This is a genomic window from Streptomyces cavernicola, assembly GCF_029968035.1.
Lineage (GTDB): Bacteria > Actinomycetota > Actinomycetes > Streptomycetales > Streptomycetaceae > Streptomyces > Streptomyces cavernicola.
In genome coordinates this window covers 378,671-396,281 of sequence record NZ_JASCIQ010000002.1, presented here as the reverse complement: position 1 = coordinate 396,281, position 17,611 = coordinate 378,671, and the positions used below count along the sequence as shown (strand labels likewise).

General features: G+C 72.7%; 21 protein-coding genes. 11 read left to right on the top strand and 10 right to left on the bottom strand.

All coding sequences use genetic code 11. From position 1 onward, the window contains the following. The coding region (locus QIS96_RS03590) for an acyltransferase family protein (protein WP_282540833.1) at nt 1-698 on the bottom strand (698 nt) is incomplete at its 3' end. Between the two features lie 298 nt (nt 699-996). On the opposite strand from QIS96_RS03590, the gene QIS96_RS03585 reads away from it, so the two are divergent. From QIS96_RS03585 to QIS96_RS03570, 4 genes are all read left to right on the top strand, one after another. Further along, entirely contained in the window at nt 997-1,572 is a 576-nt protein-coding gene (locus QIS96_RS03585; RefSeq protein ID WP_282540832.1) for a TerD family protein, read from the top strand. 122 nt (nt 1,573-1,694) lie between these two features. Further along, nucleotides 1,695-2,279 carry a TerD family protein gene (locus QIS96_RS03580; RefSeq protein ID WP_282540831.1) on the top strand — a complete coding sequence of 195 codons (585 nt, stop codon included), beginning with the start codon at nt 1,695-1,697 and terminating at the stop codon, nt 2,277-2,279. A gap of 108 nt (nt 2,280-2,387) precedes the next feature. Further along, complete coding sequence (locus QIS96_RS03575; protein ID WP_282540830.1) at nt 2,388-2,669, top strand: twin-arginine translocase TatA/TatE family subunit; 282 nt, start codon at nt 2,388-2,390, stop codon at nt 2,667-2,669. 34 nt (nt 2,670-2,703) lie between these two features. Beyond that, entirely contained in the window at nt 2,704-2,991 is a 288-nt protein-coding gene (locus QIS96_RS03570; protein ID WP_282540829.1) for a hypothetical protein, read from the top strand. A gap of 92 nt (nt 2,992-3,083) precedes the next feature. Here QIS96_RS03570 and QIS96_RS03565 read toward each other — a convergent pair whose 3' ends face one another. The 6 genes from QIS96_RS03565 to QIS96_RS03540 form a co-directional block, all read right to left on the bottom strand. Then, entirely contained in the window at nt 3,084-4,298 is a 1,215-nt protein-coding gene (locus tag QIS96_RS03565; RefSeq protein ID WP_282540828.1) for a cation:proton antiporter, read from the bottom strand. A 48-nt stretch (nt 4,299-4,346) separates the two neighbouring features. Further along, nucleotides 4,347-4,751 carry a hypothetical protein gene (locus tag QIS96_RS03560; RefSeq protein WP_282540827.1) on the bottom strand — a complete coding sequence of 135 codons (405 nt, stop codon included), beginning with the start codon at nt 4,749-4,751 and terminating at the stop codon, nt 4,347-4,349. Between the two features lie 99 nt (nt 4,752-4,850). Continuing rightward, entirely contained in the window at nt 4,851-5,228 is a 378-nt protein-coding gene (locus tag QIS96_RS03555) for a fluoride efflux transporter FluC (RefSeq protein ID WP_282540826.1), read from the bottom strand. A gap of 7 nt (nt 5,229-5,235) precedes the next feature. After that, complete coding sequence (locus tag QIS96_RS03550) at nt 5,236-5,580, bottom strand: DUF190 domain-containing protein (RefSeq protein ID WP_282540865.1); 345 nt, start codon at nt 5,578-5,580, stop codon at nt 5,236-5,238. 5 nt (nt 5,581-5,585) lie between these two features. Further along, nucleotides 5,586-6,041, bottom strand: a complete 456-nt coding sequence (locus tag QIS96_RS03545; protein ID WP_282540825.1) for a FluC/FEX family fluoride channel — start codon at nt 6,039-6,041, stop codon at nt 5,586-5,588. Between the two features lie 51 nt (nt 6,042-6,092). Next, nucleotides 6,093-6,974, bottom strand: coding sequence for a hypothetical protein (locus QIS96_RS03540; RefSeq protein ID WP_282540864.1), 882 nt, complete (start codon nt 6,972-6,974; stop codon nt 6,093-6,095). Between the two features lie 259 nt (nt 6,975-7,233). Between QIS96_RS03540 and QIS96_RS03535 the strand changes: the two genes are divergently transcribed. Next, a complete protein-coding gene (locus QIS96_RS03535) occupies nt 7,234-7,884 on the top strand; it encodes a MerR family transcriptional regulator (protein ID WP_282540824.1) in 651 nt (216 codons plus the stop codon). Between the two features lie 64 nt (nt 7,885-7,948). Here QIS96_RS03535 and QIS96_RS03530 read toward each other — a convergent pair whose 3' ends face one another. Both QIS96_RS03530 and QIS96_RS03525 read right to left on the bottom strand, forming a co-directional pair. Next, a complete protein-coding gene (locus QIS96_RS03530; RefSeq protein WP_282540823.1) occupies nt 7,949-8,350 on the bottom strand; it encodes a hypothetical protein in 402 nt (133 codons plus the stop codon). A 91-nt stretch (nt 8,351-8,441) separates the two neighbouring features. After that, nucleotides 8,442-8,936, bottom strand: a complete 495-nt coding sequence (locus QIS96_RS03525; protein WP_282540822.1) for an SH3 domain-containing protein — start codon at nt 8,934-8,936, stop codon at nt 8,442-8,444. A gap of 213 nt (nt 8,937-9,149) precedes the next feature. Here QIS96_RS03525 and QIS96_RS03520 point away from each other — a divergent pair, with 213 nt between their 5' ends. The 3 genes from QIS96_RS03520 to QIS96_RS03510 all read left to right on the top strand — a co-directional run bounded on the left by QIS96_RS03520 (nt 9,150) and on the right by QIS96_RS03510 (nt 12,095). Continuing rightward, a complete protein-coding gene (locus tag QIS96_RS03520) occupies nt 9,150-10,196 on the top strand; it encodes an ATP-binding cassette domain-containing protein (RefSeq protein ID WP_282540821.1) in 1,047 nt (348 codons plus the stop codon). Beyond that, nucleotides 10,193-11,062: an ABC transporter permease gene (locus QIS96_RS03515; RefSeq protein WP_282540820.1), complete on the top strand. Its 870-nt coding sequence runs from the start codon at nt 10,193-10,195 to the stop codon at nt 11,060-11,062. Before QIS96_RS03520 ends, QIS96_RS03515 begins: the two co-directional genes overlap by 4 nt. 112 nt (nt 11,063-11,174) lie before the next feature. Further along, complete coding sequence (locus QIS96_RS03510; protein WP_282540819.1) at nt 11,175-12,095, top strand: hypothetical protein; 921 nt, start codon at nt 11,175-11,177, stop codon at nt 12,093-12,095. Nucleotide 12,096: 1 nt separating this feature from the next. Here the strand turns inward: QIS96_RS03510 and QIS96_RS03505 are convergent, their stop codons facing one another. Then, the gene (locus QIS96_RS03505) at nt 12,097-12,909 is read right to left on the bottom strand and encodes an alpha/beta fold hydrolase (protein ID WP_282540818.1); all 813 of its coding nucleotides are present in this window, start codon (nt 12,907-12,909) and stop codon (nt 12,097-12,099) included. 80 nt (nt 12,910-12,989) lie between these two features. On the opposite strand from QIS96_RS03505, the gene QIS96_RS03500 reads away from it, so the two are divergent. From QIS96_RS03500 to QIS96_RS03490, 3 genes are all read left to right on the top strand, one after another. Beyond that, nucleotides 12,990-14,366 (top strand): aminotransferase-like domain-containing protein, encoded by a 1,377-nt coding sequence (locus QIS96_RS03500; protein ID WP_282540863.1) that lies wholly within the window; start codon nt 12,990-12,992, stop codon nt 14,364-14,366. A gap of 82 nt (nt 14,367-14,448) precedes the next feature. Next, nucleotides 14,449-15,480 carry an endonuclease/exonuclease/phosphatase family protein gene (locus QIS96_RS03495; protein WP_408907112.1) on the top strand — a complete coding sequence of 344 codons (1,032 nt, stop codon included), beginning with the start codon at nt 14,449-14,451 and terminating at the stop codon, nt 15,478-15,480. A gap of 82 nt (nt 15,481-15,562) precedes the next feature. Then, nucleotides 15,563-17,551, top strand: coding sequence for an FUSC family protein (locus QIS96_RS03490; protein WP_282540817.1), 1,989 nt, complete (start codon nt 15,563-15,565; stop codon nt 17,549-17,551). Nucleotides 17,552-17,611: the final 60 nt, after the last annotated feature.

Genomic DNA, 17,611 nt, shown 5'->3' with positions numbered 1-17,611 from the left:
CCGATGTCGGGAGACACCGAAGCCAGTACGGCGATCGCCAACGCGAGCGGCAGCGGCCAGCGGACCAGCTTCCACAGGGGCGTGGTGAGCCGCCAGATGAACAGCGCACCGAGGAACCAGACCAGGTACCAGGGGTCCAGCAGGCTGATCGGGTGCGTCGGGTCGTCGTTGGCCACGCGCTTGAACAGCGAGTACACGACCTCGAAGATCACGTACGGCACCGCTACGCCCGTGACCAGGCGCTTCAGGCGGTTCGGGCTCGCGTCGAAACTGCGCGAGAAGTAGCCGGAGATGATGATGAACGCCGGCATGTGGAACGTGTAGACCGCGATGTAGAGCGCGGCGGCCGCACGGCTGTCGGCGCGCAGCGGCTCCCAGGCGTGGCCCATCGCGACCAGGACGATCGCGAGGTACTTCGCGTTGTCGAAGAACGCGTCCCGCTGCTTACCCTGCGCTCCTTGATCGGCCTGTTTGACCTGATTGGCCTGATTGGCCTGTTCGCCTTGCTTACCCCGCTTGCCCTGCTTGTCCTGCCGGCCGTGTCTGCCGCGCCTGCCCTGCGGGTCGGGCCGGCCGGACTCGGCGGGGTTCGGCGCAGGAGTCGGCACAGCGTTCGGCGCGGGGGCGTACGCCGTCTCGGCCGGGGGCAGGGGTACGCCCGCGCCCGCACGGCTGGCTGTGTGCAGCGTCTCACTCACAGGTCCTCCCAAGGGGAACCCGGAGCGGTGCTCCTGCGTCTTGCTGAACTTGGGGGTATGGCGTCGGCGCGAGACATCCCCGGCACGATAGCCACCGAGCCCAACTCCCGTACAACTCCCCTGGATGTGCGGTTCGACACGCCTGTAGTAACGGCCCGTACCTCAACTCGGGGCGTTCCCCTGGAAGTCGGAGCGAACCGGACGCGGGGCTCTGGGCTCACCTTCTACACTGCTGTAGATTCACTCTCCCCAGGGTCCTCTGCGGGGCCCGTGCCGCAGCGCAACGAGGAGGAGAACAGTGGGAGTTTCCCTGTCCAAGGGCGGCAATGTGTCCCTCAGCAAGGAAGCCCCGGGGCTGACCGCCGTACTGGTCGGCCTGGGCTGGGACGTGCGCACCACAACCGGCGTCGACTACGACCTGGACGCCTCGGCGCTGCTGTGCGACGAGTCCGGCAGGGTCCTGTCCGACCAGCACTTCGTGTTCTTCAACAACCTGAAGAGTCCGGACGGTTCGGTCGAGCACACCGGGGACAACCTGACCGGTGAGGGCGAGGGCGACGACGAGGTCATCAAGGTCGACCTGGCCTCCGTGCCCCCGGAGGTCGCCAAGATCGCCGTGCCCGTGTCCATCCACGACGCCGAGAGCCGCGGCCATTCCTTCGGGCAGGTGCGCAATGCGTTCATCCGCGTCGTGAACCAGGCGGACAACCAGGAGATCGCGCGGTACGACCTCTCCGAGGACGCCTCGACGGAGACCGCGATGGTCTTCGGCGAGCTGTACCGCCACGGCGCGGAGTGGAAGTTCCGCGCGGTCGGGCAGGGCTACGCCTCGGGGCTGCGGGGCATCGCGCAGGACTTCGGCGTCAACGTCTGAGGCGTACTGCCGTATCCGCGCGGGCAGTTGACCTCCACCGGCCCCTCCCGTCCTGTCCCTCCCGTCACGCCCCTCCCGTCCTGTCCCTCCCGCTCCGTCCCCTCTCAAGGAGAAGCGCCCTCATGTCCGTGAACCTCAGCAAGGGCCAGCAGATCAGCCTCAGCAAGTCCGACGGCAGCACGCTGACCGCCGTACGGATGGGGCTCGGCTGGAAGTCCGCCCCGCGCAAGGGCTTCCTCGCGAAGCTCACCGGGGGCGGGGAGATCGACCTCGACGCCTCGGCCGTGCTCTTCGCCGACGGCAAGCCGGTCGATGTCGTCTTCTTCCAGCACCTGACCAGCGACGACGGCTCCGTGCGCCACACCGGCGACAACCTGGTGGGCGGGGTCGGGGACGGGGGCGACGACGAGGCGATCCTCGTCGACCTGGCGCGGGTCCCGGTCCATGTCGACCAGATCGTCTTCACCGTGAACTCCTTCACCGGGCAGACCTTCGCCCAGGTCGAGAACGCGTTCTGCCGGCTCGTCGACGAGACCAACGGCCAGGAGCTCGCCCGCTACACCCTCACCGGCGGCGGCGACCACACCGCCCAGATCATGGCCAAGGTCCACCGGGCGGGCGGCGGCTGGGAGTTGAAGGCCATCGGCGAGCCGGCGGCCGGACGCACGTTCCAGGACCTGATGCCGTCGATCGCCAGCCACCTCTGACACTTCTGACGCCTCGGACACCTCGGACGGCCCTGGCAGCCCTGGCAGCCCTGGCAGCCCTGGCAGCCCTGGCGGCTCCGCCCCACCCACTCCAGAGACAGGACCCCGATGTTCGGCATAAGCGAGATCGCCATCCTCCTCATCGTCGTCATCCTCGTCCTCGGCGCGAAGAGGCTCCCCGAACTGGCCCGCTCCGCAGGCAAGTCGGCCCGCATCCTCAAGGCGGAGGCCAAGGCGATGAAGGCCGAGGGTGCTGAAGGAAAGTCCGACAGGGCCGATATGGCCGACGAGACCGGGGCGGCGCCCGGCGGTTCGCAGGTCATCGAGGGAAAGGTGCTGCCGAACCGGTCCGGTCCCGAACAGCCGGGGCAGCAACAGCAGCGGAGCTAGGAGCGAGAGCCGGGAGCGGGGAGCGGGGAGCGGAATGGCGCTGATCGCCGAGTACGAGGAGTACCTCCAGGAGTTCCGGGCGGAGGTCGTCGACGGGCTGAGCGTCGAGCTCGCCGGTCGCGGGGCCACGCTTCGGGAGCTGACCTTCTCGGAGGACGAGGACGGCGTCTGGGCGGAGAGCGTCCTCGACCTGCCGGACCGCCGCGAGGCATGGGTGCGTCGGCGGCTGGTCGTCCCCTCGCTGGGGCCCGACAAGGACGCCTGGCTCGCCGGGGTCGTGTACGCCTCGGCTGTGGGCGAGGAGCTCGACCTCAATCGCTAGGCCTCACCAGTCGCCAGGCCTCACCAGTCGCCAGGTCGCACCAGTCGCCAGGCGGCCGGGACCACGACGTCACGCCCGCCCGAAAACCCGCCTCACCACGTCTCCGTCCCTTGGGGCAAGGTCTTCGAAGGCTGGGCGGCGCCTGTGCGGGTGCGGAGGCGGAGGGCCGCGAGGGGGAGGACGAGGACCGAGATCATCGCCGCGCCGACCAGGGCCGCCGCCTCGCCCTGGCCGATGACCTCCGTGTCGCGGCCGATGGTGGTGATGGCGACGACGAGGGGCAGGCAGGTCGCCGCGTACAGGCCGAGGGAGCGGCGGTCGGTCCGGGTGAGGTCACGTGGGGCCAGTACGTAGGCGGGCAGGCCGCGTACGAGGAGGAAGAGCAGCAGGAAGACGGGGAGCAGGGCGAGGGCGCGGCCGCCGTCGAGGAGCGAGGCGAGGTCGAACTCGATGCCGGTGACGACGAAGAAGACGGGGACGAAGAAGCCGAAGCCCATCGCCTCGACCTTGCCGAGGACCTCGGGGCTGCTCTCCGGGGCCGCGCCGTGCATGACGAGGCGGGTGAGGATGCCCGCGGCGAACGCGCCGAGCAGGGTGTCGAGGCCGAAGGCATGGGCGAGCGCGAGCATCGCGACCAGCAGCAGCATCACGAAGCGCATCGCGAACTGGGCGCTGGAATGCAGGGTGTTGGCGACGACCTCGGCGAACCACGGGCGGCGCGGGCGCAGCGCCCAGAACACGGCGGCGGCGGTGATCGCGGCGAACGCGAGCAGGACCGCGGCCGACTCCCCCGGCCTGCGGCCGCTGAGGAGCAGCGCCATGGCGATGATCGGCCCGAACTCGCCGACCGCCCCGAACGCCATCATCACCGTGCCGAAGCGGCCCTTGAGGTCGCCGCTGTCGCGCAGGATCGGCAGGACCGTGCCGAGGGCTGTGCTGGTGAGGGCGGTGCCGACGACCACCGTCTTGGACAGGTCCGCGCCGGTCAGCGCGAGGGCGAGGCCGAGCCCGAGGACGAGCGAGACGAGCCACGCCCACACCGCCCGCCGCAGCGTGTCCCCGCGTACGGCCGCGAACTCGATCTCGTACCCGGCGAGGAAGATCAGCATGGAGAGACCGAGGTCGGACAGCATGTCCACGGCCTTGTCGTGGTGCGCGAGGCCGAGCACGTCGGGGCCGATGAGGATGCCCAGGACGATCTCGAAGATCACCAGCGGAATCCGGACCCACCGCCCGAGCCCGTACGAGAGCAGTGGCGCGAGCACGGCGACGACCATGATCAGGACGAGGGTTCCCGGATGCGACATAGGCGTTGTTTAGCACGCGAAAAGGGCCGAAACGGTCAGGTCTCGTTGTCAGCTCTCGTACGGGGTGATGCGGCGGTACGCGGCGCGGGCGTGGACGATGCGGGCCGTGGCGGTGCCGATGAGCGCGGCCGCGAGGAGGCAGGCGATCCACTCGACGTCGCGGTGGCCGGCCCAGGAGATCTCGCCGGTCGGGTAGGCGCCGAAGAAGTTCAGGAAGCCCCAGCACAGGACGGCCGTGCCGGGCGCCGCCACGAAGCTGCCGCGTACGCCGAGGAGCGCGGCGAGGAGGGAGAGCGAGGCGAGCGCGACGCCCGTGCTGTCCAGGGCGCCGAGCAGGTCGAGTACGTGGACCAGGCCGAACGCGCCCGCCCAGGCCGCGGTCCAGATGAGGGGCGCGGCCCAGGGTTCCGGGACCGCCCTGGCCTCACGGGAGACGTACCGCCACTCCACCACGTCGGTTCCTCCCCACCCCTGGGCGCTCGCCCCAAGGGTACGGCTCGGGCGGGGTCGCAGCCCGGGGTCGCCCGACAGGCATCGGCGCCCTCAGCCCCATCAGGCCTCCGCCAGCGCCACCCCCGCGTACGCCGCTCCGAGGCCCGCGACGACGCTGGCGATCGCGTTGAGCCCGGCGAACAGGCGGGCCCCGGACTCCGCGAGGCGCAGGGTCTCGTACGAGAAGGTCGAGTACGTGCTCAACGCCCCGCACAGGCCCGTGCCGAGCAGCAGATACGGCGGGGAGGACGCGCCCCCGGCGACCGCCCCGGCGACCGTCGCGCCGGTGAGGAGGCCGAGGACGAGGCAGCCGGCGACGTTCACCGTGAACGTGCCCCACGGGAACACCGAGTCGTGCCGGGACTGCACGGCGCGGTCCGTGAGGTAGCGCAGCGGGGCGCCGACGGCCGCGCCGCAGAGGACGTACAGCCAGTTCAAGCCGTCCTCACCCCTGGTCCCGGCCCACGTACCGGATGACCTCGCAGTCGTCGAGGATCACGAGGCCCTCGCCGACGAGTTCGTCGATCTCCGGCAGGAAGGCGCGGACGCGCTCCTCGGTGTCGACGATCACGATCGCCACCGGGAGGTCCTCGCTGAGCGAAAGGAGCCGCTGGGTGTGGACGAGGGAGGAGGCGCCGAAGCCCTCGATCCCCTTGAACACGCTGGCGCCCGCGAGGCCGGCCCGGTGGGCGCGGTGCACGATCTCGCTGTAGAGCGGCTTGCGCTGCCAGGTGTCGCTCTCCCCGATGAAGATCGTCACGCGTAGCGCGGTGCCGGTGAGCCTCGTCATCGTCGTCATCGCCTCCAGTTCAGGGCGCGGCGGGCGGTCGCCGCGGCCAGCCACACCGCCGCCAGCGCCCCGAGCAGCGTCAGGGCCAGGTAGCCGAGCGCGGTGCGGGCCTCGCGCAGGCCGGTGAGGCGCTCGATGTCCACGGCGTACGTCGAGAAGGTCGTGAAGCCGCCGAGCACCCCGGTGCCGAGGAACGGCCGTACCAGGCGGTGCCGTGGGCGGCCCTCCGTGATCACGACCATGAGGACGCCCATCGCGGCGCACCCGACGACGTTCACGCCGAGCGTCGTCCACGGGAACGCGCCGGGCCGCGTCGGCCAGAGCAGCGACGCCCCGTAGCGGGCGGCCGCCCCGAGCACACCGCCCGCAGCTACGGCGGCGAGCGTCGAGCCCTGGCCGCGCAACAGCCGGCCGCCCCGCACCAGGGCGGGAGCGGGGGCTCGGGGCTCGGGGGTTGCCATGGGGCCAGGTTAATTTCCCGCCACCGGCTCGGCCGCCGGGGTCCCGCGCGGTCATGACGCCATGCCCTTCTTCTCCGTACGCAGGATCCCCCACGCCCCGGCCCCCGTCGCCGCCAGGATCAGCCCCGCCTCCGTCAGCGTCGTCGCGTCCGGGCGGAGCAGAGCCTGGCCGCGCAGGGCCTGTTGGACGAGCAGGGCGAAGAACGCCGCGTACGTCAGCGACGCCAGGACGACGAGGCGCGAGCGGACGCGCTCGCTGCGCAGGCGGGGCACCCGGCGTGCGAGCAGCGGCAGCGCGATGACCAGGAGCGGAAGCAGCTGCAGCGCGTGCATGCCGAAGAAGTGCGGGATGCGCAGGTCGCCGCCGACGGCCGACCAGCCGGTGAGCGGCATCGAAGGACCGCCGTCCGGTACGCCCACACTGTGCGCCCCGACCACGTCCGACTCCCCGCGCACCTGCCCCGGGGTCGGCTGCGTCATCAGGAATCCGACGCCTGAGCCGGCGAGCGCGAGGACGACTCCGGCACGCATCGCCCACGCCGCGGCGCGATCCGCGAGGCGGGCGCGCAGCATCAGTACCGCGATGAGCAGCGTCGCCGACCACAGCACGATGATCGTGACCCCCATGACGGCGAACAGTGTCGCGTCGAAGGGGGTCGCGTTGTTGAAGTGGCTGCGCCGGCCGCGCACCACCTGGCCCACGATGATCACCATCTCGACGAGGCCCGACGCGGCCACGACCGCACCCGCCCGCCGGCCCACCCGCGCCGCCCTGCCGCCGACCGGTAACTGCGCGAGAAGCCAGGCGAGGGACAGGGAGTACGCAGCGAGCGAGACCGAGAACTTGAACGGCTTGAACCAGATCGGCGAGCCGACAAGGACCCGGTCGTCGAACACCATGCCCGCGGCGGAGACGACGGCCGTCGCGCCCATCGCCGCCACGAACGCGAGCAGTGGACGGTTCCACTGCTTCCATGACCGGAGGCTTGCGGCCTCCTCCCGGTCCGCTCTCGTCTCCAGCCCTGTTGTCGTCGCTGTCGTCGCTGTCGTCGTCATGGCCAACCCTCCCGAGTCAGAGCACTTCACCCCATACGGATAGTGGCGCTATCCGCTATCCGATAGCGCCACTATCTATGATGGGAGAGGGCATGGCAAGAGGCCGCTGCCGACGACATCGAGGGGTGAACAGGGCTTGCGCATCGGCGAGTTGAGCCGCAGGACCGGGGTTCCGGTGCCGACGATCAAGTACTACGTACGCGAGGGGCTCCTGCCTCCCGGCGAGCTCAGCAGCCCCAACCAGGCGCGCTACGACGAGACCCACGAGCGTCGGCTGCGGCTGATCCGCGCCCTCCTGGACGTGGGCGGCCTGAAGGTGGCGGCCATCGCGGAGGTGCTGCAGGCCGTCGACGATCCGGCCCGCCCCGTGCACAAGGTGCTCGGCGCGGCGGCCGACCGGCTCGGGCCGCAGCACGACACGGACGACGAGGAGCTGTCCGAAGCGCTGGTCACCGTAAGGGAGTTGATCGAGCGGCGCGGCTGGCGCGTGCACGCGGACAACCCGGCCGCCGCCGACCTGGCGCACGCGCTCGCCGCCCTCGACCGGCTCGGCCACGGCACCTTCACCGAACTCCTCGACACCTACGCCGAGGCCGCCGAGCAGGTCGCCCGCGCCGACCTCGACTACGTGGACCGCCGGGTGGCCGTCGAGGACCTGGTGGAGAACGTGGTGATCGGCACGGTCCTGGGCGAGGCCGTGCTCAGCGCGCTGCGCCGGCTCGCCCATGTGGACCGGTCCGCGCGGCGGTTCGGCAAGCGGGAGGGGAACGCGTCGGCCGACGCGTGACGGTGCCGGCTGACCATGGCCGACGCCGACTCCCCTGCCCGGCAAGGGAGTCGGCGTGCCGCGCTCAGTCGTGGTGGCCCGTCGCGTCCTCCGTCGTGTAGTAGCGGTAGAACATGCCGCCGGTCACGGCCGCGCCCACGATGGCCGCGTTGCCGATCGACCGCAGGATGCTCGCGTCGGTCAGGCTGTAGAGGAAGCCGAAGGCGATGCCGGTGAACGCGCCCCAGGCCAGGGCGCGCAGCTCGCGCGGCAGGCGTGCGGACATCGACCGCAGGCCGAACCAGACGGCGCCGAAGACGAGTCCGGCGACGACGCCGTACAGAACGTTGGCCGTGGTGATCGGCCCGCCGTCGCGGTGGTTGGCCGCGACCCACAGGCCGTAGACGACGGTGAGCAGCGGCGTCAGCCAGGTCGTCGATCCGGTGGGGCGGTAGGCGCGTACGGGCGCCGGTGCGGCGTGTGCCATGAGGTCGTCCTCTCGTCCTCGCAGTCACTCCCCTGCACTTCAAGAGCACACCCGGGCGGGGGGCCCGGCAACTCGGGCAGGGCCCCTCCGTTCAGTTGCGGTTCCACTGGTCGCCGTGCTGGTCGCGGCCCTGGTCCCGGTTCTGATCGTGGCCCTGGTCCTGGTGCTGGCCGCTCTGGTCCCGGTGGCTCCAGTCGTCGCGGTTCTGGTTCTGGTTCTGGTTCTGGTGGTGGTTGCGGCCGTTGTCGCCGCACATCGGGGCCTGGCGTTCCGATTTCAGGTACGCGCCGCTCGCCCAGCCGCCGGCCTTGCTCAGCCAGTACCAGTACGGGTTGCCGTTCACATGGTCGCCGAGCGTGGCGCACTCGATGCGCTCACGGGCGCCCGGCGGCAGTGAACCGACCTTCGGGGAACCCGGGTTGGGGTCCGCCCGCAGGTTGATGTCGCGGTGCGAGACGACGACGCCCCAGACGGAACCGTCGTTGCCCGCGCTCGCCGGCGACGCCGAAGCGAAGCTCGCCGTGACGAGGGCGCCGCTCGCGAACGCGGTGGCGGCAAAAGTGCGCAAGGCCCTGCTCGTACGCATGGATCGGCCTCCTCGAACCCCCCTTCCCCAGACTCCAGGAAACACGAGAAGCGACGATTCCGCTTCTCGGCCCGACAGTCACCGTCGGTCATCCGCCACTCCCGTACGTAGTCGCTCAACTGCGGAGCGTATTCACCGAGTTGTGGGCGATGAGTCTGCGCGGCGGCAGCGGTCTCCACCTCGTCAACGGGACCAGGAAAGGACCGGAGGATCATGAGCAACCGGACTGGCCGTTCGACCGGCCTGGCCATCGAGACCGCGGGCCTGGTGAAGACCTTCGGGGACACCCGCGCGGTCGACGGCGTGGACCTGACCGTCCCGGCCGGCACCGTCTACGGCGTCCTCGGGCCGAACGGCGCCGGCAAGACCACCACCGTGAAGATGCTCGCCACGCTGCTGCGGCCGGACGGCGGCGAGGCCCACGTGTTCGGGCACGACGTGGTGCACGAGGCCGACGCCGTCCGCGGCCGGGTCAGCCTGACCGGGCAGTACGCCTCCGTCGACGAGGACCTGACCGGCACCGAGAACCTGGTGCTGCTCGGCCGGCTCACCGGGCACTCCAAGCGGGCCTCCGCCCGGCGCGCCGCACAACTCCTGGAGGCCTTCGGCCTGTCCGAGGCGGCGTCCCGGCAGGTGAAGAACTACTCCGGCGGCATGCGGCGCCGAATCGACATCGCCGCGTCCATCCTCAACACCCCGGACCTGCTCTTCCTCGACGAGCCCACGACCGGCCTCGACCCGCGCAGCCGCAACCAGGTCTGGGACATCGTGCGCGCGGTGGTCGCCCAGGGCACCACGGTCCTGCTGACCACCCAATACCTCGACGAGGCCGACCAGTTGGCCGCCCGCATCGCCGTGATCGACCAGGGCCGGGTGATCGCCGAGGGCACCAAGGGCGAGTTGAAGGCGTCCGTCGGTGCGGGCGCGGTGCACCTGCGGCTGCGCGACGCCGAGCAGCGGCCCGAGGCGGAACGCCTCCTCAGGGCGGCCCTCGACGCCCAAGTGGTCCTGGAAGCCGACCCGTTGGCGCTCACCGCACGCATCGCGAGCGGGGGCGAGAGCGGCAACGGGGGCGGCAACGGCCTCGCCGCCGCCGAGAAGGCCTCCCGCGCGCTCGCCGAGCTCGCCCGTGCCGGGATCACCGTCGACACCTTCTCCCTCGGCCAACCCAGCCTGGACGAAGTGTTCCTGGCCCTCACCGACCGCCCGGCGCCCCGTACCGACGTACAGGAAGACACGCAGAAAGAGGCACTGGCATGAGCACCGCGACCCGGACGAACACCCCCGGCGCCGGCGGGGCCCCGGAGGAACTCGCCGCGGTCTCCTCCGAGTCGCTCGCCGCGCTCCTCGTCGCCGGGGAGCGCCCGCCCCGCCCCGGCGCGCTCTCCGCGTCGGTCACCTTCGGGTGGCGGGCCATGCTGAAGATCAAGCACGTGCCCGAGCAGCTCTTCGACGTGACCGCCTTCCCGATCATGATGGTGCTGATGTACACGTACCTCTTCGGCGGGGCGCTCGCGGGCTCGCCGCAGGAGTATCTGCAGCGGCTGCTGCCCGGCATCCTCGTCATGTCGATCGTGATGATCACGATGTACACCGGTGTCGCGGTCAACACCGACATCGACAAAGGCGTCTTCGACCGCTTCAGGACCCTGCCGATCTGGCGTCCCTCGGTGATGGTCGGCTATCTCCTCGGCGACATGCTGCGCTACGTCCTCGGCTCCCTCGTCATCCTCGCCGTCGGCCTGGTCCTCGGCTTCCGCCCTGCGGGCGGGGCGGTCGGCGTGGTGGCGGGCATCGCGCTGCTCATCGTCTTCTCGTTCGCGTTCTCGTGGGTGTGGACGATGTTCGGCCTGCTGCTGCGCACCGAGAAGTCGGTGATGGGCGTCTCGATGATGGTGATCTTCCCGCTGACCTTCCTCAGCGACATCTTCGTGGAGACGTCGACGATGCCGGGCTGGCTGCAGGCCTTCGTCGACAACAACCCCGTCACACACGCCTCTTCGTCCGTCCGCTCCTTCATGCAGGGCCAGTGGCCCGGCGCGGAACTGTTCTGGACGCTGGGCTGGTCGGCGCTCCTGGTCGCGGTGTTCGGCCCGATCACGATGCGGCTCTACAACCGCCGCTAGCCGGACCCCGCTGGGCGCGGCACGCACCCATAGGGGTCGATCTGTCCGCCGCGGCCACTCGCCCGCAGCAACACCGGTCGCGGCCGGGCGGCCGCCGCTCTTGCCTGGACAGGTGCGGAGTTCCCAGGAGGCAGCGGCAGCGGCGGGCGTGAGACGGGACGAGCGGCGCGGGCCGGCGGGCAGGGTGCGGGCGGTCCTGTGCGTGGTCCTGCTGGTCCTCGCCTGCCTCCTCACCCCGCTCGGCGCGCTGTCGACCTGGGCGAAGTACGAGATCGGCGACGCCGACAACTACGTCGCGACGATGGCCCCGCTCGCCTCCGACCCGGACGTACGGCAGAACGTGGCCGACGCCGTCAGCGCGGAGATCATGCGGAACATCGACGTGGGGCCGCTGCAGAGCGCCGTCGAGCCGTTCCTGCAGGACGCGGTGCTCTCGTTCACCGAGACCCGGACCTTCCGGACGGCCTGGAACGCGGCCAACCGGGAGGCGCACAGCGCGGTGCAGGACGCCCTGAACGACGACGGCCCCGTCACCCTGGACCTCGCGCCGATCATCGAACAGGTCAGGAACCAGCTGGTCGAGGACGGCCTGCCGTTCGCCGAGAGCATCCCGGTCGAGCACGCCGAGATCACCGTCCTGGAGGACCTCGGCACCCTGGGGAAGGGGTTCCACATGCTGCAGGTCGCCGGGGTCTGGCTGCCGGTCGCGGCGGTGCTGTGCGCGGCCGCCGGCCTCGCCCTCGCGGTACGGCGACGCCGCGCCGTCGTCGCCACCGCGCTCGGCGTCGCCCTCGGCGCGGTGCTGCTCGCCGTCGCCCTGGCCGTCGGCCGCAGCCTCACCCTGGACGACCTGCCGCCCGACCTGTCCCGCCCCGCCGTCGCCGCGGTCTACGACGCCCTGACCTCGTCCCTGCGCACGGCGTCGTGGATCATCCTGGGCCTGGCGCTCCTGGTGGCCGTCGTGGCCTGGGTCTCGGGCCGCTTCGGCTCGCCCCGCAAGCCGCACGGGCCGCGCCGCACGGGCCGGGGCTGAGTCAGCGCGCTGAGGCCGGGTCGGTCACGGCCGCCAGGAACCCCCGCAGCGCCGCGTTGAACTCCGCCGGGCGTTCCAGGTTGGGCAGGTGGGCGGCGGCGTCGAGCACACGGAGCGTCGCATTCGGCAGCGTGGCGTGCAGGGCCGTGGCCTCCGCGACCGGGGTGTACGTGTCCTCCGCGCCGACGACGAGCAGGGTCGGGGTCGGGCGGCGGGCGAGGAGGGCGCGGTAGTCGGGGCGTTCCGCCCGCCCGCGGAGCGCCGCCGCCGCGCCCTCGGGGTCGGTGGCGCACATCATGCGGTGGACGTGGTCCTGGACCGCGGGGGCGGAGTGCGGGGCGACCATCTTGTGCAGCACCTCGTCCGCGTGCGGCTTCATGCCCTCGCGGAGCAGCCGCTCGGCGAGGTCGCGCCGCCAGGCCCTGCCCTCCTCGGTCTCCGCGACCGGCGAGGTGTCGGCGAGGACGAGGGCCGTGACGCGGTCGCCGAAGAGCCGTACGCACTCCATGGCGATCTGGCCGCCCATGGAGAGCCCGCCGAGGACGAACCGCTGCACGCCGAGCCGGTCCAGGAGCGCCTCGACGTCGCGGGCGAAGACGTCGAACGGGGTCGTGCCGGGAACCACGGTGGAGCCGCCGTAGCCGCGCAGGTCGGGGGCGATCACACGGAAGTCCGGGGCGAGATCGGCGAGTTGGGGCGCCCACATGGTGCGGTCGAAGGGGTGTCCGTGGATCAGGACGACGGGGGTCGCGTCGGCCGGGCCCACCGCGTCGTAGGCGATCCGGACACCGTCGGGGAGGAGTGCGTCTGCCATGGTCGGGAGCGTAGGAGGGGCGTTACGGTCGGAGCAATGGATCGCTTTGCAGTCGGAGCAATGTGAGGGCGTGGGGGCGGATGGGCGGCGAGGAGTTCCGGGACTTCCGGCGGATCGCGGACGCCGTGGCCGCCGACATCGCGCGCGGGCGGCTGCGGCCCGGCGACCGGCTGCCGCCGCAGCGGCTCTTCGCCCGGCGCCGCCGCATCGCGCCCTCCACGGCGAGCCGGGTCTACGGCGAGCTGGTGCGGCGCGGGCTCGTCGTCGGCGAGGTGGGGCGCGGCACCTACGTACGGGCCGTGCCGGAGCCGACCGGGCGCGCCCTGACCGAGCCGCCGCCGCTGCCCGCCGAGGTCAATCTGGAGCTCAACTACCCTTCCGCGCCCGGCCAGTCGGAGGCGCTGAGCGCGAGCCTCGGGCCGCTGCTCCGCCCGGATGTGTTCGCTCAGGCCACGCAGACCGCCGCCGCGGCCGGCACGCCGGAGGCGCGTGCGGCGGCAAGTGCCCTGCTCGCACACGGGAGTTGGCGGCCCGCGCCCGAACGGACGCTGTTCACCGGCACCGCGCGGCAGGCCGTCGCCGGTGCGCTCGCCGCGCTCGTGCCGCCGGGCGGCCGGGTCGGCGTGGAGGCCCTGACGTACCCCGTGGTGCGGGAGATCGCGGCGCGGCTGCAGCTCACGCTCGTGCCGCTGGCCTCCGATGCGCACGGGCTGCGGCCCGAGGCGGTGGCGGCGGCGCACCGCAGGGCGCCGCTGAGCGCGCTGTACGTCCAGCCCACGCTGCACAACCCGACGTGCACGACGATGCCGGACGAGCGGCGACGCGAACTGGCCGGGACCGTACGGGAGTTGGGGCTCCCGGTGGTCGAGGACCGGATCTGGTCGTTCCTGCACCCGGACGCGCCTGAGCCGCTCGCCGCGTACGCCCCGGAGCTCTGTCACGTCGTGGACGGCCTGTCGAAGCGGATCGCGCCCGGCCTCTCCGTGGGCCTCCTGGTCACGCCGGGCCCCGACGACGAGCGGGCCGCGGCGGCGCTGCGCTCCGGCGGGTGGACGGCGGGCCGGTTCGCCCTGGAGGCCGCGGTGCGCTGGCTGAGCGACGGCACGGCGGACCGGCTGGCGCACGCGAAGCGCGCCGACGCCGCGGCCCGGCACCGACTCGTCACGACCTGCCTGACCGGCCACGACATCCGCGCCGACCCGCACGCCTACTACGTGTGGTGGCGGCTGCCCGAGCCCTGGCGGGGCGAGACGTTCACGGCCGCGGCCGCCGCGCACGGCATCGCCGTCACCCCCGGTTCGGCCTTCGCGGCCGGGGCGGGCACGGCGCCGGACGCGGTACGGATCGGCCTAGCGTCGCCGCCGTACGAGGTGCTCGGGACGGCACTGCGGCGGCTGGCGTGGATCGCGAACGCGGGGCCCGCGGCGGCCTCGGCGTCGCCGCCGTGTTTCACGTGAAACCGGGCCAACTCCCCGCCCCGGGGGGAGAATTATTTGATGTCACAGTGAGACATAAAAAATGAAGGGCGGCCGCAGACACGTGGACACGGACATCCGGAGCGGCGAGGCGGCCCGGACCGGCAGTGACCCGGCCGGGCGCACCGGCCGGTCGCGCGACCCCTGGCGGGCGCTCGCCGGCTGGTCCTGCGGCCTGACCCTCACCGCCGTGAGCGTCGTCCTGCTCTGCCGGGCCCTGGACATGGACGGCGTGACGCCGCTGCCGCAACTGCTCGCGTTCCTGCCCTGGCTGTCCGTGCCCGGCGTCGTGGCGGCGGCGCTCGCCGCGCTCGCCCGCCGGCGCACCGGCCTGGTCTGGGCCGCGGTCGCCCTCGCGGCGACCGGCTGGTTCTGGCAGCCGTACGGCGAGACGGCCGAGCCCCAGGGGCGGGCGGTGGCGCAGCTGCGGGTGCTCACGTCGAACGTCGAGTTCGGCGGCGCGACCGAGCAACTCGTGGCGGCCGTTCGGCGCGAGCGGCCCGACCTGGTCTTCGTGCAGGAATGCGACCTGGACTGCTCGGCGACGCTGAAGGAGCGGCTCGGCAGGCGGTTCCCGTACCGCAGTCTCGTGGCGGCGACCGGGGCCGAGGGGTCGGCGATCCTCAGCCGGTACCCGCTGCAGCGCACGCCCGGTGTGGCCGGCACGCTCGGCATGCCCGGCGCGGTGGCCGAGGTCGAGGGGCGCTCCGTACGGCTGCAGCTCGCGCATCCGATGCCGCCCGTGCCCGGCGGGGTCGGGCTCTGGCGGGCCGAGCTGCGCGAGCTCGAACGCTGGGCGCGGGGCGGCGGCGCGCAGCCGACCGTCCTCGCCGGGGACTTCAACGCGAGCCAGGACCATGCCGCGTTCCGCCGCATCCTCGACACCGGGCTGCGCGACAGCGCCCGGCTCGCGGGCAGTGCGCGCACGCCGACCTGGCCGGCGTCGACGGCGTCCGGCACCCCTGCGCTCGGCACGCAGATCGACCACGTGCTGGTCAGCCGGGACTTCACCGCGAGCGACGCCCGCTTCCTCGACCTGCCGAACACGGACCACCGTTCGCTGGTCGTCGACCTCACGCTGCACGCCCGCGACTGACAAGCGCGACTGACGGCCACGGGCGGCGACAAGTGCCCGCACGACCGGCCCGTACCGAAGACGACCCGAACATAATGGGCGTATGCCCCGAGACTTCACAGCCGCCCGTCTCGCCCCGCCCGAGTGGCTGCTCCGGAGCCTCGGCACGCTGAAGCCGCAGCCGGCGCCGATCCCCTGGCCCGCGGTCGCCCGCGCCGCCGTCGCGATGGCGCTGCCGCTCGCCGTCGGACTCGCGGCCGGGTACCCGGCGTACGGGGCGCTCGCCTCGATGGGCGCGCTCTCCGGAGTCATCGGCGACACCGCGACCGCGTACCGGATGCGAGTGTTCAACATCGCCGTGCCGCAACTGTTCGGCGCGATCGGCGTCACCCTCGGCACCCTCGTGTACGGGCACGGCTGGGTGGCCGTCGCCGTCGTCACGGTCATCGCCCTCGTCTCCGGGATGATCTCCACGATCGGCGCGGTGGCGTCCGTGTCCGGGCTGCTGCTCCTGCTCAACTCCGTGGTCGGGGCGGGCCTTCCGATGCCCGGCGACTGGTGGCTCGCACCGATCCTCATGACCGGCGGCGGCCTGCTCGTCCTCGCCCTCACCCTGCTCGCCTGGCCGCTGCGGTCCGGGCTGCCGGAGCGGATCACGGTCGCCGGGACGTACCGCACCGTGGCCGACCTCCTGGAGCAGGCCGGCACGGACCCGGAGGCGTACGCGGCGGCCCGGCAGCGCGTCACGCACTCCCTCAACCAGTCCTACGACGTGGTCCTCGCCCGGCGTGCGCTCTACCACGGCCGCAACCAGGACCTCGTACGGCTGCTCGCGCAGCTCAACGCGGTCATCCCGGTGGTGGAGGCCGCGCCCGCCGCGCAGGAGCGGGGGCGGCCGCTGCCGCCCGAAGTGCCCGCCGCCGTGCGCTCGTTGGCGGACGCGGTGGAGCGCGGCTTCGCCGGGCCCGTCGAACTGCGGCTCCCCGAGGGCCCGCAGGGGCCGGGCGCGCAGGCGGTGGACGCGGCGGTCCGGTACGCGGCGCAGGCGCTCGCCGACGCCGACCCGCGGAACGTGGACGACCGGCTCGGCCGCCCCGCCGCGCTGCGCGACCGCGCCCGCCGCGCCGCCCGCAACGTCCTGCTCTCCGCCGCGTCCTGGCGGTACGGCCTGCGGCTCGCGCTCTGCATCGGCCTCGCGCAGTCCCTGGTCTCGCTGATCGACGTGCCGCGCTCGTACTGGGTGGCGCTGACCATCACGTTCGTCATGAAGCCGGACTTCGGCTCGGTGTTCTCCCGGGCCGTGCTGCGCGCCGTCGGCACCGCGGCGGGCCTGGTGCTCGCGGCGGCGGTGCTCTCGCAGGTGCCGCGCGGCTGGTGGGACGTGCCCGTGATGGTGCTGCTCGCCCCGATGATCCCGGCCCTGACGCCGCGCGGGTACGGCTACCAGACGGCGGCGATCACCCCGGTGATCCTGCTGCTCTCCGACGTCCTCAATCACCAGGGCGCGGCGCTGCTCGCGCCGCGCATGTACGACTCCCTGATGGGCTGCGCGATCGCCCTGGTCGCGGGCTATCTGCTGTGGCCGGAGAGCTGGGGCACCCGGATCGGCGACCGGCTCGCGGACGCCGTCGCGGACACCGCCCGGTACGTCGAGTGCGCCTTCCTCGACCCGACGACGCCCGGCGTCCCCGACCAGGCGGCCCGCGCCCGCATGCGCCGCCGCATCTACCGCGACCTGTCCGTGGTCCGTACGGAGTTCCAGCGCGCCCTCACCGAGCCGCCGCCGTTCGGCACGCGCGCCGCCGCGTTCTGGCCCCTGGTCGTCGCCCTGGAACGGGTCGTGGACGCGACGACCTCGGCCCGCGTCCGCATCCGCCACGGCGCACCACGGCCCGCGCCCGACGAGTCCAAGGAACTCTCCCGCCAACTGGAGCAGCTGGCCGAGGACTTGAGGGAGGACGCCCCGCATCCCCCGCACCCGGGGCACACGCGCCCGCCCGAGCCCCTGGACGAGGACGAGCGCAGCACCCTCGCCCCGCTGCGCCGCGAGATCGCCGCGGCGCGGGCGGTGGCGGCGCCGGTCGAGGCGTAAAAAACGACCGGAGGGCGGCGCGAGCGTGGGGCTGCGCCTGCCCTCCGGCTGAGCCGTACG

Excerpts from the sequence above, each read along its gene's own strand:
- QIS96_RS03550 (WP_282540865.1), bottom strand. The coding sequence starts at position 5,580 with ATGACGAGGCTCACCGGCACCGCGCTACGCGTGACGATCTTCATCGGG.
- QIS96_RS03515 (WP_282540820.1), top strand. The coding sequence starts at position 10,193 with ATGAGCACCGCGACCCGGACGAACACCCCCGGCGCCGGCGGGGCCCCG.
- QIS96_RS03565 (WP_282540828.1), bottom strand. The coding sequence starts at position 4,298 with ATGTCGCATCCGGGAACCCTCGTCCTGATCATGGTCGTCGCCGTGCTC.
- QIS96_RS03500 (WP_282540863.1), top strand. The coding sequence starts at position 12,990 with ATGGGCGGCGAGGAGTTCCGGGACTTCCGGCGGATCGCGGACGCCGTG.
- QIS96_RS03490 (WP_282540817.1), top strand. The coding sequence starts at position 15,563 with ATGCCCCGAGACTTCACAGCCGCCCGTCTCGCCCCGCCCGAGTGGCTG.
- QIS96_RS03575 (WP_282540830.1), top strand. The coding sequence starts at position 2,388 with ATGTTCGGCATAAGCGAGATCGCCATCCTCCTCATCGTCGTCATCCTC.
- QIS96_RS03505 (WP_282540818.1), bottom strand. The coding sequence starts at position 12,909 with ATGGCAGACGCACTCCTCCCCGACGGTGTCCGGATCGCCTACGACGCG.
- QIS96_RS03525 (WP_282540822.1), bottom strand. The coding sequence starts at position 8,936 with ATGCGTACGAGCAGGGCCTTGCGCACTTTTGCCGCCACCGCGTTCGCG.
- QIS96_RS03530 (WP_282540823.1), bottom strand. The coding sequence starts at position 8,350 with ATGGCACACGCCGCACCGGCGCCCGTACGCGCCTACCGCCCCACCGGA.
- QIS96_RS03520 (WP_282540821.1), top strand. The coding sequence starts at position 9,150 with ATGAGCAACCGGACTGGCCGTTCGACCGGCCTGGCCATCGAGACCGCG.
- QIS96_RS03545 (WP_282540825.1), bottom strand. The coding sequence starts at position 6,041 with ATGGCAACCCCCGAGCCCCGAGCCCCCGCTCCCGCCCTGGTGCGGGGC.
- QIS96_RS03540 (WP_282540864.1), bottom strand. The coding sequence starts at position 6,974 with ATGGGCGCGACGGCCGTCGTCTCCGCCGCGGGCATGGTGTTCGACGAC.
- QIS96_RS03580 (WP_282540831.1), top strand. The coding sequence starts at position 1,695 with ATGTCCGTGAACCTCAGCAAGGGCCAGCAGATCAGCCTCAGCAAGTCC.
- QIS96_RS03570 (WP_282540829.1), top strand. The coding sequence starts at position 2,704 with ATGGCGCTGATCGCCGAGTACGAGGAGTACCTCCAGGAGTTCCGGGCG.